13 protein-coding genes and 1 pseudogene are annotated in these 16420 nt (G+C 71.9%); 6 read left to right on the top strand and 8 right to left on the bottom strand.

Annotation, left to right across the window (positions count from 1 at the left end; translation table 11 throughout):
- Positions 1-101: 101 nt before the first annotated feature.
- The 7 genes and pseudogenes from ACFY1P_RS27945 to ACFY1P_RS27915 all read right to left on the bottom strand — a co-directional run bounded on the left by ACFY1P_RS27945 (position 102) and on the right by ACFY1P_RS27915 (position 8172).
- Positions 102-1133, bottom strand: coding sequence for a BMP family ABC transporter substrate-binding protein (locus tag ACFY1P_RS27945; protein WP_361528330.1), 1032 nt, complete (start codon positions 1131-1133; stop codon positions 102-104).
- A 245-nt stretch (positions 1134-1378) separates the two neighbouring features.
- The gene (locus ACFY1P_RS27940; protein ID WP_361528336.1) at positions 1379-2623 is read right to left on the bottom strand and encodes an amidohydrolase; all 1245 of its coding nucleotides are present in this window, start codon (positions 2621-2623) and stop codon (positions 1379-1381) included.
- A gap of 113 nt (positions 2624-2736) precedes the next feature.
- Positions 2737-3906: a hypothetical protein gene (locus ACFY1P_RS27935; protein WP_390752164.1), complete on the bottom strand. Its 1170-nt coding sequence runs from the start codon at positions 3904-3906 to the stop codon at positions 2737-2739.
- A 12-nt stretch (positions 3907-3918) separates the two neighbouring features.
- Positions 3919-4860 carry an N-acetylneuraminate synthase family protein gene (locus tag ACFY1P_RS27930; protein ID WP_361528326.1) on the bottom strand — a complete coding sequence of 314 codons (942 nt, stop codon included), beginning with the start codon at positions 4858-4860 and terminating at the stop codon, positions 3919-3921.
- A gap of 49 nt (positions 4861-4909) precedes the next feature.
- Entirely contained in the window at positions 4910-6061 is a 1152-nt protein-coding gene (locus tag ACFY1P_RS27925; RefSeq protein WP_390752178.1) for an HAD hydrolase family protein, read from the bottom strand.
- Between the two features lie 195 nt (positions 6062-6256).
- Positions 6257-6718, bottom strand: a pseudogene (locus tag ACFY1P_RS27920) (cytidylyltransferase domain-containing protein); the annotation flags it as partial.
- Between the two features lie 161 nt (positions 6719-6879).
- A complete protein-coding gene (locus tag ACFY1P_RS27915) occupies positions 6880-8172 on the bottom strand; it encodes a DUF6716 putative glycosyltransferase (RefSeq protein WP_390752177.1) in 1293 nt (430 codons plus the stop codon).
- Positions 8173-8398: 226 nt separating this feature from the next.
- On the opposite strand from ACFY1P_RS27915, the gene ACFY1P_RS27910 reads away from it, so the two are divergent.
- Genes ACFY1P_RS27910 through ACFY1P_RS27900 form a run of 3 tightly spaced genes read left to right on the top strand, consistent with a single transcriptional unit; the run spans position 8399 to position 11906 of the window.
- Positions 8399-9376 carry a glycosyltransferase family 2 protein gene (locus tag ACFY1P_RS27910; protein WP_390752163.1) on the top strand — a complete coding sequence of 326 codons (978 nt, stop codon included), beginning with the start codon at positions 8399-8401 and terminating at the stop codon, positions 9374-9376.
- On the top strand, positions 9376-10746 hold the full coding sequence (locus ACFY1P_RS27905; protein WP_390752162.1) for a polysialyltransferase family glycosyltransferase: 1371 nt from the start codon (positions 9376-9378) through the stop codon (positions 10744-10746). The genes ACFY1P_RS27910 and ACFY1P_RS27905 overlap by 1 nt, the downstream gene beginning before the upstream one ends.
- The gene (locus ACFY1P_RS27900) at positions 10743-11906 is read left to right on the top strand and encodes an acyltransferase family protein (protein WP_390752161.1); all 1164 of its coding nucleotides are present in this window, start codon (positions 10743-10745) and stop codon (positions 11904-11906) included. The genes ACFY1P_RS27905 and ACFY1P_RS27900 overlap by 4 nt, the downstream gene beginning before the upstream one ends.
- Here ACFY1P_RS27900 and ACFY1P_RS27895 read toward each other — a convergent pair.
- Positions 11880-12539: a TetR/AcrR family transcriptional regulator C-terminal domain-containing protein gene (locus tag ACFY1P_RS27895; RefSeq protein WP_361528318.1), complete on the bottom strand. Its 660-nt coding sequence runs from the start codon at positions 12537-12539 to the stop codon at positions 11880-11882. The two genes, ACFY1P_RS27900 and ACFY1P_RS27895, sit on opposite strands and share 27 nt — an antisense overlap.
- A gap of 70 nt (positions 12540-12609) precedes the next feature.
- On the opposite strand from ACFY1P_RS27895, the gene ACFY1P_RS27890 reads away from it, so the two are divergent.
- The 3 genes from ACFY1P_RS27890 (at position 12610) to ACFY1P_RS27880 (ending at position 15896) form a co-directional block, all read left to right on the top strand.
- Positions 12610-14166, top strand: coding sequence for an FAD-dependent monooxygenase (locus ACFY1P_RS27890; protein ID WP_390752160.1), 1557 nt, complete (start codon positions 12610-12612; stop codon positions 14164-14166).
- Between the two features lie 364 nt (positions 14167-14530).
- Positions 14531-15235, top strand: a complete 705-nt coding sequence (locus tag ACFY1P_RS27885) for a ribonuclease H (RefSeq protein ID WP_361528314.1) — start codon at positions 14531-14533, stop codon at positions 15233-15235.
- A 193-nt stretch (positions 15236-15428) separates the two neighbouring features.
- A complete protein-coding gene (locus tag ACFY1P_RS27880; RefSeq protein WP_361528312.1) occupies positions 15429-15896 on the top strand; it encodes a hypothetical protein in 468 nt (155 codons plus the stop codon).
- The last annotated feature ends 524 nt before the right edge of the window (positions 15897-16420 follow it).

Below are 16420 nucleotides of genomic sequence, written 5' to 3'. Positions count from 1 at the left end.
CCGAGCGTTGTCTCGGTGAGCATGTGCGGGCCCGGTGGCGGGGGCATCCCCCGCCACCGGGCCCGTGGCCGCGCAGGACCGGCCGGGACCGGTCCCCCGGGTCACGGGGAGGTCTTGACCTTGACCTCGCCGTCCACGATCTTCTTCTTGGCCGCCTCGATCTGCGGCTTGATGTCGTCGATGAAGCCGCCCGAGGTCGCCAGCGAGACGCCGTTGTCCTTGAGCAGGTACTTCTTCTCGCCGGTGTAGGGCTTGCCGTCCTGGACGCTCTTGATGAAGTCGAAGACCGCCACGTCGACGTTCTTCACGACCGAGGTGAGGATGGAGTCCTTGTACTTCTCCAGGCCCGGCTGCTGGTACTGGTCGGAGTCGACGCCGATGGCCCAGGTGCCCTTCTTGGCAGCGACGGCCTCGATCGAGCCGTTGCCGGAGAGACCCGCCGCGCTGTAGATCACGTCGTAGTCGGCGTCGAGCATGCCCTTGGCCTTGTCCTTGGCGGACGCCGGGTCGTTGAAGCCCTTGTCGTTGTTCGTGTAGAGGTACTCGGAACGGATCTCCGCCTTGGAGTCCGTGTCCTTCACGCCCTGCTCGAAGCCGGCCTGGAACTTCTGGATCAGCGCGTTCTGCACGCCGCCGATGAAGCCGACCTTGTGGGTCTTGGACTTCAGCGCGGCGGCGACACCCGCGAGGTAGGAGCCCTCGTGCTCACCGAAGGTGATGCTGGCGACGTTCGAGCCGGCGGCGATGGAGTCGACGACCGCGAAGGCGGTCTTCGGGTAGTCCTTGGCCACCTTCTCGATCGAGTTCTTGTAGTTGAAGCCCACGCCGATGACCGGGTTGTAGCCCGCGTCGGCGAGCGAGCTGAGGCGCTGCTCGCGCTCCGCCTCGGTCTCGCCGTTCTTGGCGGTCATCATCTTGCCGTTGACCTTGAGTTCCTTCATAGCTTTGTCCAGGCCACGGGCCGCGGACTCGTTGAAGGAGTGATCGTCACGACCACCGACGTCGAAGGCAAGACCGACTCCCTTGCCCTTCCCGCCACCCGATTCGGTCGAGGACTCACCACAAGCGGTGAGGGTGAATGCGAGAGCCGCGGTGGCGATCCCCGCGACAGTGATTGTGGATACCCGGCGCACGAAGGGGCCCCTTCACTCGAAGCGCCTCCGTCGGCGCTGGTTCGCGGGCATCGTAACGCGCGTAGATGCAGATAAAAGGGGTGCTTGAAAGCCGTTATCGGACCGATGCGAACGGTTCTTGACCCGATTGCCTACTGATTGATCGGAAACCCCCGGAAAATGAGCCTCAAACGCCCGCCAAACGCGGCGAATGCGGCCGGCAAGCCCCGAGAAGGCTTTGGGGGATCCTCCAATTGATCGATCATTTAAGGCAGCCGGCCGTCCAGCAGTGCGGCGGCGGTGAAGAATTCCACCCCCGCCTGGATGGAACCCTCATCCACGTCGAAATCACCCCGATGCAGGTCACGTCGGGTGTTATCGCCCACCGACCGGACCCCGAGCCGGGCCATCGCGCCGGGCACGTGCTCCAGATACCAGGAGAAGTCCTCGCCGCCCAGGCTCTGCTCGGTGTCCTCGACCGAGGACGGACCGCGGCGCGCCGTCATGGCGCGCCGCAGGAGCTCGGTGACCTCGGGGTCGTTGATGACCGGGGGCACCCCCCGGACGTAATTGATCTCCGACTTCGCGCGGTGCAGCGTGGCGACCTCGTCGATCGCGGCGTGCACCAGGTCCGGCGCGTCCCGCCAGGCGTGCAGGTCCAGGCAGCGGACTGTGCCGGAGAGTTCGCCGTGCTGCGGGATGACGTTGGGCGCGTGCCCGGTCTCCATCCGGCCCCAGGTGAGGGAGAGGCCCGAGCGGGCGTCGACCCGGCGCGCGAGCACCGCGGGGACGTCGGTGGCCACCCGGGCCACGGCCGTCACCAGGTCGGTGGTGAAGTGCGGCCGCGCGGTGTGGCCGCCGGGGCCGTCCAGCGAGACCTCCAGCCGGTCGCACGCCGAGGTGATCGCGCCCTGCCGCAGGCCGATGCGCCCGACCTCGACCTTGGGGTCGCAGTGCACCGCGATGATCCGGCCCACGCCGTCCAGCGCGCCGCACTCGATGGCGTCGAGGGCGCCGCCGGGCAGCACCTCCTCGGCGGGCTGGAAGATCAGCCGGACCGGGTGCGGCAGCTCCCCCCGCGCCGCCAGCTCCGCGAGGACGAGACCGGCGCCGAGCACGGCGGTGGTGTGCACGTCGTGACCGCAGGCGTGCGCCATTCTGGGGACGGTCGAGCGGTACGGGACCGTCTTGGTGTCCGGGATCGGCAGCGCGTCCAGGTCCGCGCGCAGCGCGAGCATGCCGCGGGCCACCGTGGTGTGCCGGCCGGCCTGCCGCACGGCGTCCCGGCCGATGTCACAGAAGAGTCCGGTGCCGGTGGAGAGGGTGCGGGGCTTGAGCCCGGCCTTCTCCAGCCTCGCTTTGACCGCCGCGGTGGTCCGGAACTCGCGGTTCCCCAGCTCCGGGTGCATGTGCAAGTCACGGCGGAACGCGATGAGTTCGGCGCGCAGCGCGGACGGGAGTGCACCGGGCAGCTTGGCGTCGACGGTGTCGGGTTCGGCGTCCAAAGGCATCAGATGGTTCACGCAGTGAAGGGTAGAGCCCTCACCGAGGCAACTGCCCCCAGATCTAGAAAAGTTCAGCCGCATGGATGGGTCGCGGGCGGGGTATGACCAATTATTACGGCTCAGGGGGCCGTCATCGGCATGACCGGAAGTCGTCGCACATCAGGGGCGGTGTCCGTCACCTCGGAGAGGAATCCCTCGGCCCTGGGCGAGGCGCCCTCGGTGAGCCAGACGGGGTCGATGTCGCAGACGGCGACCGTGACGCCGGTGCCCGCGAGCGCGAGCGGCAGGGTGTGCACCACGGTCGAGGGGAAGCTGAGCACCGTGCGGCCGATGGGGCCGCGCCGGGCGATCAGCTCCAGCGGCAGCTCGGGGCGTACGACCTCCAGCCCGACGCGGGAGGCGATGCGGCGCAGCTTGTCGGTGCTCTCCCGGCGGTGCGCGAAGTAGCGGGTGGCGCCGTGGGTGCGGGTGAGGGCGGCGACGGCGTCGAGATAGCGGTCCGGGTCCACCACGCCGGTCTCGACGAGCGAGGTGCCGACGAGGTCGGTGCCACGGGTGAGGCGGGGCGGGCCGAAGGTGGCGCGGGTCCAGGCGAAGTCGTTGGGTGTGACGGTCACGCCGGGCGGCGGCTCGACGGGCATCGAGGTGAACACCTCTACCGCCCGGCGGGCGTTCGGCGTGAGCCGACGGCGCGCGGAAGCGGATACCGGCGCGAAGGCGATGTCACGCGCCCCGCGACTGCCGCGCCGGTGCCACCGCACGAGGCGCTCCCCACGGGCGAGTTGGGCCACGAACTCCATGGTGGCGGTTCCGTCGTCCACCACGACCAGTTCCCGGGCCGGGGTGATCGTCAGCAGCAGCTGCACATAGCGTGAGAACGGGTCCCCGATGACGACCCGGTGCGCCCTGCGCAGCGCCCCCGCGAGGCCGCCGACGGTCCGCACCGGCGCCCCCGCCCCGCCCCGCGCCTCCTCCCAGCGCACCTCGTGCCCCTGCTCGCGCGCCAGCTCGGCCATGCGGCGCAGCTGACCCCGCGTCATGGGGTCGTGCGGGGCGAGGACGACGACCAGGAGGCCGGCGCCGGCGGGGCGGACCGGGGCGGGGTCGCGGTCCTTCGGCTGGCGCGGGATGCCGTCGCGGAGCGGCCGCTCCCCGTCGCGGGGTTCGGGCACGGTGGTGCCCGCGCCCCGGTCTCCGGTGACGTGCGCCCATTCGAGGACGTTGAGGAGCTGCACCGGGCTCTCGACGAAGGCGAGGGTGCGGGCGGACGGCCCGGCGGGCGCGGTCACCGTAAGGGCCCGTCAGACCGTGGCGGGTGCGCGGTCGGTGGCCCGCTCGTCGCCGTCCTGGGCGACGACGCCCGTCACACGGCGCAGCTTGCGCATCGGACCCAGCTCGCTCTCGTACACCTTCTTCACCCCGTCCCCCAGTGCCTCCTCCACGACGCGGATGTCGCGTACGAGCCGCTGGAGGCCGCCCGGCTCGACGGACGCGGCCTGGTCGGAGCCCCACATCGCCCGGTCGAGGGTGATGTGCCGCTCGACGAAGGTGGCGCCGAGCGCGACGGCCGCCAGCGTCGTCTGGAGGCCCGTCTCGTGGCCGGAGTAGCCGATCGGCACGTTGGGGTACTCCGCCTGGAGGGTGTGGATCACCCGGAGGTTGAGTTCGGCGGCCTTCGCCGGATAGGTCGAGGTGGCGTGGCAGAGCAGGATGTTGTCGCTGCCGAGCACCTCCACGGCGTGCCGGATCTGCTTCGGCGTGGACATCCCGGTGGAGAGAATGACCGTCCGGCCGGTGGCGCGCAGGGCCCGCAGGAGTTCGTCGTCGGTCAGCGAGGCGGAGGCGACCTTGTGGGCGGGCAGGTCGAACTTCTCCAGGAAGGCGACGGCCTCGGTGTCCCAGGGCGAGGCGAACCAGTCGATGCCGCGCTCCCGGCAGTGCTCGTCGATCCGGCGGTACTCCTCCTCGCCGAACTCCACCCGGTGGCGGTAGTCGATGTAGGTCATCCGGCCCCACGGCGTGTCGCGTTCGACGTCCCACTGGTCGCGCGGGGTGCAGATCTCGGGGGTGCGCTTCTGGAACTTCACGGCGTCGCAGCCGGCGTCGGCGGCGGCGTCGATGAGGGCGAGGGCGTTGCCGAGGTCGCCGTTGTGGTTGATGCCGATCTCGCCGGTGATGTAGACGGGGTGTCCGGGGCCGGCGGTCCTGCCGCCGAGGCGGCGGGTGCGGAGGGCGGGGCTCATCTGGGGAGGTTCCTTAGGGCTCGGAGACATCGGGGAGATCAGAGGAAGATCAGAGGGTGGGGCCGAGGAGCCAGGAGGCGATCTCGCGGAGGGCTCCGCTGCCGCCGGGTGCGGAGGTCACCGCGCGGGCGGCGCCGCGTACGGCGTCGTGGGCGCTCGCGACGGCGACGGGCCAGCCGACGAGGCCGAAGCAGGGGAGGTCGTTGACGTCGTTGCCGACGTAGAGCACGCGGTCGGGCGCGATGCCGTGCTCGTCGCACCACTGCTTGAGGGCGAGGTCCTTGCGGTCGATTCCGTGCAGGACCGGCACGGCGAGCTTGCGGCCGCGCGCGGCGACGACCGCGTTGGCCTCGGTGGACAGGATCAGCAGCGCCAGCCCGGCGCGGCGCAGGGCGGCGACGCCGAGGCCGTCGCCGCGGTGCACGGCGACGAGCTCGCGGCCGTCGGCGTCGATGAGCACCCGGTCGTCGGTCTGGGTGCCGTCGAAGTCCATGACGACGGCGTCGACGTCCTCGCGCGAGGGCAGCGCGGCGGCGGGCGCGTCGAGCAGGGGCGCGAGCGCGCGGGCCCGAGCGAGGTCGTGCGGGTCGTCGATCTCCAGCACGCGCGCGGGGTCGGTGCGGACGAGTTCGGTGCGGCCGAAGAATCGGTGGCGCTCGGCGCGGAAGCGGTCGGCGCGCATGGCGTACGCGGCGCCGGTCTCCAGCAGGTCCTGGGGGCGGTCCTGGCGACGGGGGCGGTGCGCCTTGTCGTGGTTGACGCCGCGCCCGCCGCTGCTGGGGCCGGGGTCTTTCCCCCCTCCCCGCCCCTCCCCGGAACCGGGGGCGAGCCCCCGGACCCCCGGAACGCGCTGCGCCGCGACGTCCTCGACCGCCGGACGGACCGGCTCACGGCCGCGAACGGCCACCACCGAAGCGCTGGGCGCGTCCGCCTCTTGGGGATCGGGAGCCTGTTCCCCTGCCCGTCCCGCCCCACGACCGGTGACGGGCCCCCGAGGCCCCGCACCGCGCTGCGCCGCGACGCCTTCAGCCGCCACCGAAGCGCGGGGCGCGTCCGCGTCTCGGAGCGCGGGGGGCGGCTCCTGGGTGACGAGCACGCCGGAGCCCCCGTCCGAAGCCCGTGGGTGACCGGGGCCGGCCTGCCACCCGTCCGCCTCTTGAAGCCCGGAGACCGGTTCCCGCCCCACAGGCACACCCGACAGCCGGGAACCGGAACCCGGCTCGTCCGATGCCCGAGGGCTGCCGGGGTCGGCCTGCCGGGTGGGCGCGCCGGGCCCGCCCGGCCCTCGCGGACCGGGGCCCGCCTCGCGCGCCACCCCGCCCGCTCCGTCCGGCACTTGAGCGTCGTCCGGGACGGAGGCTTGGTTCGGGAAAGGGCCGGTCGGGGAGATCGCCTCCTCCCGCCACACGAAGCCGTGGAACGGGGCCACCGTCAGGGCCGTGTCCGCGCCCTGTTCGGCCACCGCCGCCGCGACGCCGTCGATGTCGGCCGCCGTGACGAAGGGGCTGGTGCACTGCACCAGCAGGACGGTGGACACCCTCCGGTCGTACATCGCCTCGTACGCGTCCATCGCGTGCAGCACCGCCGCCTCGCTCGTCGCCGTGTCGCCCGCGATCCCCGCGGGCCGCGGCACCACCACCGCTCCGGCCTCCCGCGCGACCGCCGCGATGCCGGGGTCGTCCGTCGACACCACGACGTCGGTGACCAGGCGGGCCGCGCGGCACGCGCGCACCGCGCGGGCGACGAGCGGGACGCCGCCGACGGGGGCGAGGTTCTTGGCGGGGACCCCCTTCGACCCCCCGCGGGCGGGGATGACGGCCAGGACGGTGTCCGGGGCAGTGTCCGGGGTGGCGGACATGGCGGCTCCTTCCGAAGCGGATTCCGCGGCGAATTCCGGAGCGGCGTCCGGAGCGTGTTCCGGAACACGCTCCGGGGCGGCTTGCGAAGCGGATCCCAAGGCGGCGGACACGGTGGCTTCCGGAACGGCGCCCGGAGCGTGTTCCGGAACGGCGGCGTCGCTCACAGCTCCCCCAGCCGCCGGATGACGGGCGCGACGCGCTGCACGCCGTGGCGGTACGCACCACGCGCCGCTTCCCGTACCGCCCGCCGCAGGGCGCTCGGTTCGCCGGGCGGCCTGGCGGTGCCGGGCAGCGGCCGGCCCTCGGGGTCGAGGCCGTGGCGGGCGAGGACCGCGGGGAGGTAGCCGGGGGCGGTCGCGGCCGTGTAATAGGGGGCGAGCGGTGGGAGCGCGGGCCGGGCGACGAGTTCGGCGACGCGCCGCCGGGCCGCGTCGTGGACGGTGCCGTGGGCGTACGGGCCAGTGGTGGCGACGCCCTGCCGGGCGACCCAGTCCGCGTCCGCCTCCGGGAGGTGTCCGGCGTCGAGCCGGTCCCAGGAGGCGAGGCAGCCGGACCCGAGGAAGTGGTGGTTGCCGAGGGCCTCGCGGATGCCGAGGTCGGTGAGGACGGCGGTGGGCACACCCCGGTGGAGTGACTCCAGGGCGGCCGTGGAGCTGACGGTGACGAGGAGGTCGGTGCGGTCGAGCACCTCGCCCATGTGGCCGTAGACGAGACGGCAGTTGGGCGGCAGGCCGCCGGGGATCCGGGAGGCCAGTTTCTGGTACGGGAGTTCCTCGATGTGCGTGGTGTGCTCACCGGGCTTGCTGCGGAGCTTGATGAGGACGTCGCGCCGCGGGTGCTTCCGTGCGTGCTGAGCCGCACGGTTCAGGAGATACGTACGGTCGGCGCGGCTCTCCGGCACGGACGGCTGGGCGGCGAACACCATGGTGAACGGCCGGGGTTCGGGGTCCGCCTCCTCGCCGCTCTCGTCCGACAGGAACGGCAGCGCCCATTCCGTCACACTGTCCGCGGGCGCCCCCACGCCCTCGTACACCGCACGGAACCGCTCCGCGTCCTGCGGGGAGTTGGCGAGTACGACGTCCGCGCCGTGCCGCAGAAGGAGCCCGTCGGCCAGCTTCTCGTAGACGACGCCGACGTAGCCGGTGACGACGACCGGGCGCGTCGGCGCGGTCCCCCACGCGTGGGCCAGCCCGTGGAGCATGGCCTGGACGGCACCGCCGACGCAGGCGAGCACGACGATGTCGTACCGCTCACGGCCGGTCGTGCGGACGAACTCGGCCGCCGTCACCTCGCGCAGCGTCTCCGCGCGCACGCCGACCTCGGCGAGCTGGCGGACCGTGGGCGTCGCGCGGCCCCTGAGCAGCAGGCCGTCGAGGCGGGCGCCGGGCGCGAGGCGGTGGGCGGTGAGCGCACCCCATTTCCACCGGGTGTCGGAGTCGGCGAGCACGGCGATCCGCGGCGCGGTCGGTGAGGAGACAGCTCGTGATGGCACGTCGCCGACGATAGGAATCCATTCCGTTTGGCTGCCCAACGCCAGCACAACAGCCGGTAAACAGCACACCGACGATCGGCGAATCGGCTTGTCCGCGCGGCGGGTTCATCATTCCGCCGCGCTTCGTTCACCTTCGCGCCTGCCCCAGGACAAGACGAATGCCGGGGGGCCACCTAATGTCCGGTGAGTGGTCAAGCTCTCCGTCATCGTGCCGTTCTTCAATGTGCAGACCTATGCGCCCGACACACTGAGGAGTCTGCAAGCGAACACCCGCGAGGATTTCGAATTCATTCTCGTGGACGACTGCTCGACCGACGACACACCGGAGTTGCTGGACCGTGCCGCGCGCGACCTGCCGGGCGCCAGGATCGTACGCCACGCGAGCAACAGCGGCCTCGCCACCGCCCGCAACAGCGGGCTGGACGCGGCGAACGGCGAGTACCTGACCTTCCTCGACGGCGACGACTGGCTCGCACCCGGCTATTTCCCCCAACTCCTCGATGCGATCGAGGAGTTGGCCGTCGACTTCGTGCGCACCGACCACGTCCAGTGCACGGGCCGGATCCGCACCCTCCAGCGCGCGCCGCACGGCAGGCGCGGAGTGGTGCTCGATCCGCGCGGCGCGATCCTGCCCGCCGGGCGCTCGACGTCCGTCGACTATCCCTACGCCTGGGCCGGGATCTACCACCGGCGGCTGCTGGACGAGGGGCTGCTGCACTTCCGGCACGGCCTGCGCACCGCCGAGGACCGCCCGTGGATCTGGCGGCTGCACCGCGAGGCGCGGACTTTCGCGGTGACCGGTCTGCTGGGCGTCTTCTACCGCCGGGGAGTGGCCACTTCACTCACCCAGATCGGCGATGTGCGGCAACTCGATTTCCTTCGCGCGTTCGATCAGGTAATCGAGGAGACGGCGCTCGACAAGGACGCGGACGCGTTTCTCCCGAAAGCCGTCCGAACGTATTGCGCAATCATTTCCCACCATCTCGGCTCGATCGAGCGTTTCGAACCCGCGGTCGCCCGCGCACTGCGTTCGAAGAGCGCGGCCGCGCTCCGGCGCATGCCCCCCGATCTGGTCAAGGACGCGCTGAATTCCATGGATCACGACCGCGCCGCCCGGCTGCGCCGCCTGCGCCGCCGCCCCACCGCCCCGGGGGTCTCCGCCTGATGCACGGCCGTCCCCGCACCCAGATCTTCCTGGCGTCGACCCTCTACGGGGCCGCGACGCTCGCCGCCGCCCTCGACACCGGCTGCTTCTCCCCCGCCGACCGCAGGCTGCTGCTGGTCGCCAACACGGCGGCGGTCCCGGAGACCACCCCGCCGCTGGACGAGGCGCCCGGCTTCGACGTGCTGCGCGCCCGCTTCGACGGCGTGCTGTCGTGGAACGCGGCGATCAGTCCCTTCCACCCCACCGGCTGGACGCCCCGTCCGGACGACACCCCGCTGTGGGAGCGGCACTTGAGGCTGCTGTGGGGCCTGGGGGACGACGATCTGACGCTGATCGTCGAGTCGATCCAGGTCAGCCCGGCGCAGGCGCTCGCCCTGTGCTTCGCGGACGCCCCGCTGGAGGTCTACGCGGACGGGCTGATGAGCTACGGCCCGACGCGCAGCAAGCTCGACCCGCTCATCGGCACCCGCGTCCGCCGACTGCTCCATCTGGACCTGGTGCCCGGCCTGCGCCCGCTGCTGCTGAGCGAGTTCGGGGTCGAGCCGGAGATCGTACCCACCGCCGCGTTCACCGCCGTGCTGGACGAACTCGCCGCCGCCGCGCCTGCCGTGACCGCTCCGGAGGGTGCGGCACTGCTGCTCGGCCAGTATCTGTCGGCGCTGGAGATCCTCACGCCCGAGGAGGAGGAACGGCTGCACGTACGGATGCTGCGCGGTGCGGCCGGGCGCGGTCACCGGCAGCTGGTGTTCAAGCCGCACCCTTCGGCGCCGGCCCGCTGGTCGCGGATGCTGGAGGAGGAGGCGGAGCGCCTCGGCGTGCACCTGACGGTGCTGGAGACGCCGGTGCTGGCGGAGGTGGTCTTCCGGCGGATCCGGCCCGCGCTGGTGGTCGGCTGCTTCTCGACCGCGCTGCTGACGGCGAGCACGTTCCACGGGCTGCCGGTCGCCACCACCGGCACGGATCTGCTGCTGGAGCGGCTCACTCCGTACCAGAACAGCAATCGCGTTCCCGTGACGCTCGTCGACGCGCTGCTACCCGGCCTGGAGAACACGGGGACGCACCGGCAGTTGTCGGCGGAGGAGACCCAGGGGCTGCTGGCGGCGGTCGGTTTCGCCATGCAGCCGCAGGTTCTGCCGGGCATGCGGGAGGCGGCCGAGCGGTATCTGGCCGCACATCTGGACGCGCGTACGCGCCGCTATTTCAAGCGGCGGCGGCTGACCGCTCTCGCGCTGCCGGGGGCGCTCCCCTCCCAACTCGCCTTTCTGCCGCGCAATCCGACCGTGCGGAAGGTGGCCCGCCGCGCGCGGGCCGTGCAGCGGCGGCTGACCCGCAGGTCCGCACGGACGACCAAGGAGACGGTGACGGCATGACGGCCCCGGCCCTGCCCAGGACGCGAACGGCGCCCGCCGCCCCGGAGACCGCCCCGCGGGGCGAGAGGCCGGGCGGCCGACTGCGGGCGCTGGACGGACTGCGGCTGATCGCCGCGCTGATGGTGGCGCTTTACCACTACGGCGGCCGGGACGGTGACGTCAGCCGGGCGTGGGGCTCCTCGCCACGCCATGAATTCCCCACGCTGTCCGGTGTGTTCGCGTACGGCTGCCTCGGTGTGGAGATCTTCTTCGTCATCAGCGGCTTCGTGATCTGCATGAGCGGGTGGGGCCGCCCGCTGCGTTCGTTCTTCGCCTCCCGGGTGGCCCGGCTGTATCCCGCCTACTGGGCGGCGATCGCGCTGGTGACGCTGGTGTTCGCGCTGCCGTGGGTGGCGTACCGTACGGTCTCGCCGAGCGACTTCCTGGTGAACCTCACCATGCTCCAGCAGCCGGCGGGCGCGCAGCGGGTGCTGGGGGTGTGCTGGACGCTCTGGGCGGAGGTGCGGTTCTACGCGCTGTTCGCGCTGTTCGTCGTGCTGCCGGGGGCGACGCGCCGCCGGGTCGTGCTCTTCTGCGCGGTGTGGACGCTGGCGACGGTGGTGACGACCGCGTCGCACGTGGAGGTGCTGCGGGTGGTGGTCATGCCGGAGTATTCGTCGTTCTTCATCGGCGGCATCGGCCTCTATCTGATCCACCGATACGGCCATGACGCGCTGGCCTGGGGCATCGTGGGCGTGAGCTTCCTGATCGGCCAGCACTACGCGGTGGCGGGCCTGTGGCACCCGCCGAACCCGCACTACTTCTCCTACCGCTCGGCGTACGCCATCATCGCCGTCATCGCCCTGGGCTACGCGGCGGTCGCCCTGATCGCGCTCGGCAAGGCGCACTGGGCGCACTGGCGCTGGCTCACCGTGGCGGGCGCGCTGACCTACCCCTTCTATCTGGTGCACGAGCACTTGGGGTGGGTGGTGATCGGGGCGCTGCACCGGAAGCTGGGCGTTCCGGCGTACGGGACGTTCGCGCTGACGATCCTGCTGATGCTGGGGCTGGCGTGGCTGCTGAACCGCTGCGTGGAGCGGCGGTTCACGCCGGCGCTGCGGACCTCACTGCTGCGCGTGTCCGCCAAGGGCCTCTCAGGGAGCGGCGGGGCCGCTCGGTAGCAGGGTGGCCTCGATGCCCGCGATGATGGCGCGCAGGCCGTCCTCGTAGCCGGATTCGAGGTCGCCGAAGAACTCCCGTCCGGCCTCGTCGGCCAGCGGGTATCCCTCCAGGCGCCGGGCGCGTGCCTCCAGGTCGTAGGCGGGGTCGCGCTCGCCCGTCGTCGGCGTGGGGTGGACGGACTGCTCCTCTATCACGTAGCCGACGGTGTAGGTGATGACCGTGAACCAGGCGCGGGCGGCGGCGCGCGGGGTGAACCCGGCGTCCAGGCAGTCGCGGAGCAGGTGCTCCAGCGGAGTGGCGTAGCTGATATCGGTCAGGCGCGTGCCGCTGAAGACCTTGGCGCCGTCGCGGTAGGCGAGCAGGAAGCGGCGCATCTCGCGGATCGCGGCGGACATCCGCTGCTGCCAGGTGTCTCCCTCGGCGGCGGCGAGCGGCTCGGCCATGCGCCGGAACATCTCGGTGGCCACCTCGTCGAGCAGCTCCTGCTTGTTCTTGAAGTGCCAATAGAGCGCGGGGGCCTGGACGTTGAGCTCCTTGGCGATCCTGCGCAGGGTGAGGCCCTCCAGGCCCACCTCGTTGAGCAGGTCCAGCGCGGTGCGCGCGACGAGGGCGCGGTCGATTCGAGTTGCCACCTTGACACCTTAACGTTGTTCAGTTCATTCTGGGGGCAGAGCGAATTTAACGTCGTTAAGGGGGGTCCTCATGGACACCGTCATGGCCGCTTCCGCTACCCCGACCGCCACTCCCGCTCCCCCGCCCACGGACACCGAGGTGCTGATCTCCGGCGCGGGCCCGACCGGTCTCGTCCTCGCCGCCGACCTCGCCCGCCGGGGCGTCCGCCACCGGATCGTCGAGCGCGCGGAGCGCGGCTTCCCCGGCTCGCGGGGCACGGCCCTCCAGCCGCGCACGCTGGAGGCGCTCGACGACCTGGGCCTCGGGCCCACGATCCTGGCGGCGTCCGGGCCGTGCCCGCGGATCCAGACCTGGGAGGGCACCGAGCGCCTGCGCGTCTGGGATCTCGTCGAGCGGGCCGAGCCCACACCCGCCGTGCCCCATCCCGAGATCCGCATGCTCCCCCAGTGGCGCACGGTCGAGCTGCTCCACGCCCGGCTCGAAGAGCTGGGCGGCACGGTGGAGTTCAGCACCGAGCTGACCGGATTCACCCAGGACGAGGACGGCGTCACGGCCACCCTGCGGCACGCCGACGGCTCCACCGAGAGCGTGCGGGCGCGGTATCTGGTCGGCACCGACGGCAGCCGCAGCGCCGTTCGCAGGGCGCTGGGCACCCCCTTCGCCCGCACCCCCGTCGACGCCCGTCCGGTGCTGCTCGCCGACCTCATGCTGGAGGGGCTCGACCGCGACCACTGGCACATGTGGCCCACGGCGCCGGGCGGGATGCTCGCCCTGCGGCCGCTGGAGGGCGTGGAGACCTTCCAGCTCATCGCCGGCTTCAACGACACCACCCACGAGCCGGACCCCGAGCGCGACGCCACACCCGAGGCCCTGGCCCGCCTCGTCGCCGAGCGCACCGGGCTGCCGGGGCTGCGGGTGGGCGAGGTCCGCTGGTCCTCCGCGTTCCGCGCCAACGCCGCCATGGCGGAGCGCTTCCGCACGGGCAGGGTCCTCCTCGCCGGCGACGCCGCCCACATCCACTCCCCGGCTGGCGGCCAGGGCCTCAACACCGGTGTGCAGGACGGGTACAACCTCGGCTGGAAGCTGGCAGCGGTGCTGCGGGGCGCGCCCGACGCCGTGCTCGACTCCTACGACACCGAGCGGGTGCCCGTCGCGGCCGACGTCCTGCGCCTGTCCACCCGGCAGAACGCGGCGGACCGGGCCACCGAATCCGGCTTCTCGCCCCGGGGCACCGAGACCCACCAGCTCCACATCGCCTACCGCGAGAGCCCCCTCACCCGGGAGCGCCGCCACCGGCTGCCCGAGGACGCCCTCCAAGCGGGCGACCGCGCCCCGGACGCCCCCTGCCACACCCCCGAGGGCGCACCCACCCGCCTCTTCGACACCTTCCGAGGCCCACACTTCACCCTCCTCGACCTCACCGGCCGAGACGACGACCTCCCCTCCACGGAATGGCTGCACCCCTGCCGAATCGGAGGCCCCCGAGCAGACCTCCTGGACACCGAGGGCCACGCCAAGGCGGCTTACGGCACGGGCTTGTTCCTCATACGCCCGGACGGCTATGTGGCACTGGCGACGGATGATCCGGGGGATGTGCGGGAGTATGTGGGGTGGCTGGTCCCGTAGCCGGAGGCCGGCTTAAGCGGACCGTAACCACAGCTTTCAGCCCGTCCGGCGTTTGAGAACTCGCGGCAACGGACCCGCACCCGGGGGCCTGGGGGCACAAGCCCCAGCCAACGGACCGGCTGACGCGAACCCCAACCACCGAATTCCAGCCCGTTGGGGGCACCTCCCAGTTTGAGGACGCGGCCGCAGGCCGCCCCCGCCGCAGGCGGCAACCGACCCGCAGCCGGGGGTCTGGGGCACGCGCCCCAGTTTCGGGAAGGGGCGGGGCTGGGGAAAAAGCAGCCCGCACCCGGCAACGCACCCGCACCCACCCACCCCACCCGATCGTTTTCCGCCCCCGCGCCAGCCCTGGCATGATCGGAGGATGTCTGACCGCATCATTGCCGCCTGCGACGGCGCGTCCAAGGGGAACCCCGGCCCGGCCGCATGGGGCTGGGTCGTCGCCGATCCGCAAGGGCGGCCCGAGCGCTGGGCCGCAGGCCCCCTCGGCACCGCGACCAACAACGTCGCGGAGCTGACCGCCCTGAAGGACCTCCTGGAGACCGTGCCGGCCACCACCCCGCTGGAGGTGCGCATGGATTCGCAGTACGCCATGAAGGCGGTGACCCAGTGGCTGCCCGGCTGGAAGCGCAACGGCTGGAAGACCTCGGGAGGCAAGCCGGTCGCCAACCGTGAACTGGTCGAGCGGATCGACGAGTTGCTGACGGGGCGGGACGTGGAGTTCCGCTACGTCCCGGCGCACCGCGAGGACGGTGACCACCTCAACGCGATCGCGGACCAGGCCGCCAGCGACGCGGCGGGCACCCAGCGGCCCGCCGGGACGGCACTGGGCGACGCGGAAATGCCCGTGCCCGCCCCGGCCCGCGCCACCCCGGCGCGACCGGCGCGCCAGGCGCGCCCGGTGAAGAAGCAGGCCGCCGGGGCGAAGCCGACTTCCGGCGGCGGAGGCGGGGCGCGGACCATCAAGGCGAAGTTCCCGGGCCGCTGCACCTGCGGCACGGCCTACGCGGCGGGCGAGCCGATCACCAAGCTGGACACCGGCTGGGGACACCCGAGCTGCCGCGCCTGAGCAGGGCGCACGTTCTGACAGGACACCCGCTCTGGCGGGACACCCGTTCTGACCGTTTCCGGTCAAAAAGTAGTGCGAACGCGTCAGGGCCGTGCGGGGCGGATCCTTCCGCCCCGCACCTGGTGCCAGAGTCCGGCGTGCGGTTCCCGGCCGGGCACCGCTGGAGGAACCACCTGACGCAAGGAGTTCTCCGGTGAGGAAGAAAGTCGCCACACTTCTCGCAGCCTCCGCACTCGCCGCCATGACGCTCGCCGGGCAGGCGAGCGCGGCCCCTTCGGACCACGCCCCTTCGGCCGACGCCGCCAGACAGACGACGGGCGTGGGGATCAGAGCGAGCCAGGTGTACAACGCGCCGTTCGCCCTCGGCCGCGGTGAGTCGGTGAGTTCCGACACGGCCACGCTGGTCATGCAGACCGACGGCAACCTCGTCATCTACGACGAGTTCGGCCGCGCCCGCTGGAACTCCGACACCGTCGGCCAGGGCTGGACGGCCCAGTTCCAGACGGACGGCAACTTCGTCGTCTACACCCGCTCCGGCCGCGCGGCATGGCACTCCCACACCTGGGGCCACCCGGGCTCCCGCCTGGCCGTCCAGGACGACGGCAACGTCGTGATCTACGACGGCAGCCAGGCGATCTGGTGGTCGGGCACGGCCCACTGATCCTCCGCTTCCGGTGCGGCCGGGCCCCGTACGGGGTCCGGCCGCACGTACGTGCGGCACGGAAACCCCGAACAGGACGACCATGACGTGGAGTTGCGTGAATACGCGACGGCAGCCCGGCGGGTCGACCACCTTCGGGTTCGATCACTTGATGCCCGGTAGATCCGGGCGCACGACCGCAGTTGGGAGTATCTTGGTCCGAACAGTGCCAGAGAGCGACACCTCCGGCACAAATAGCAACGCGCCTCGGGGAGTGGCCGGTCCCGCGTCGAGGCCGGCGTCAGAGGAGAATCCCCCTCAGTGTCATCACACAACCATAGTCGCATACCCCTTGTGATCGTCGGCGAGCTCCGGCTTCCAGCACGGCTCGCCAACTTCTGGCTGGTTGACCCCCCTTGTCGTTCGGGGGTGAGTTGATGGTCGGCAAACCCCTGGATGCGTCGAGCATCCAGTCCAAGGACGTGCGCAAGGTCGTCGAGGAACTGCTGAAGGAGGGCGGCTGGACCCTCCACAAGGAAGGGCAC

The organism is Streptomyces sp. NPDC001407 (assembly GCF_042895325.1).
In the GTDB taxonomy this organism is placed as follows: domain Bacteria; phylum Actinomycetota; class Actinomycetes; order Streptomycetales; family Streptomycetaceae; genus Streptomyces.
This window is presented reverse-complemented; position numbering and strand designations above follow the sequence as displayed.

Bases quoted from the DNA above. Each gene is read 5' to 3' on its own strand.
- ACFY1P_RS27930 (WP_361528326.1), bottom strand. From the start codon at position 4,860: ATGAGCCCCGCCCTCCGCACCCGCCGCCTCGGCGGCAGGACCGCCGGC.
- ACFY1P_RS27940 (WP_361528336.1), bottom strand. From the start codon at position 2,623: ATGCCTTTGGACGCCGAACCCGACACCGTCGACGCCAAGCTGCCCGGT.
- ACFY1P_RS27885 (WP_361528314.1), top strand. From the start codon at position 14,531: ATGTCTGACCGCATCATTGCCGCCTGCGACGGCGCGTCCAAGGGGAAC.
- ACFY1P_RS27900 (WP_390752161.1), top strand. From the start codon at position 10,743: ATGACGGCCCCGGCCCTGCCCAGGACGCGAACGGCGCCCGCCGCCCCG.
- ACFY1P_RS27890 (WP_390752160.1), top strand. From the start codon at position 12,610: ATGGACACCGTCATGGCCGCTTCCGCTACCCCGACCGCCACTCCCGCT.
- ACFY1P_RS27905 (WP_390752162.1), top strand. From the start codon at position 9,376: ATGCACGGCCGTCCCCGCACCCAGATCTTCCTGGCGTCGACCCTCTAC.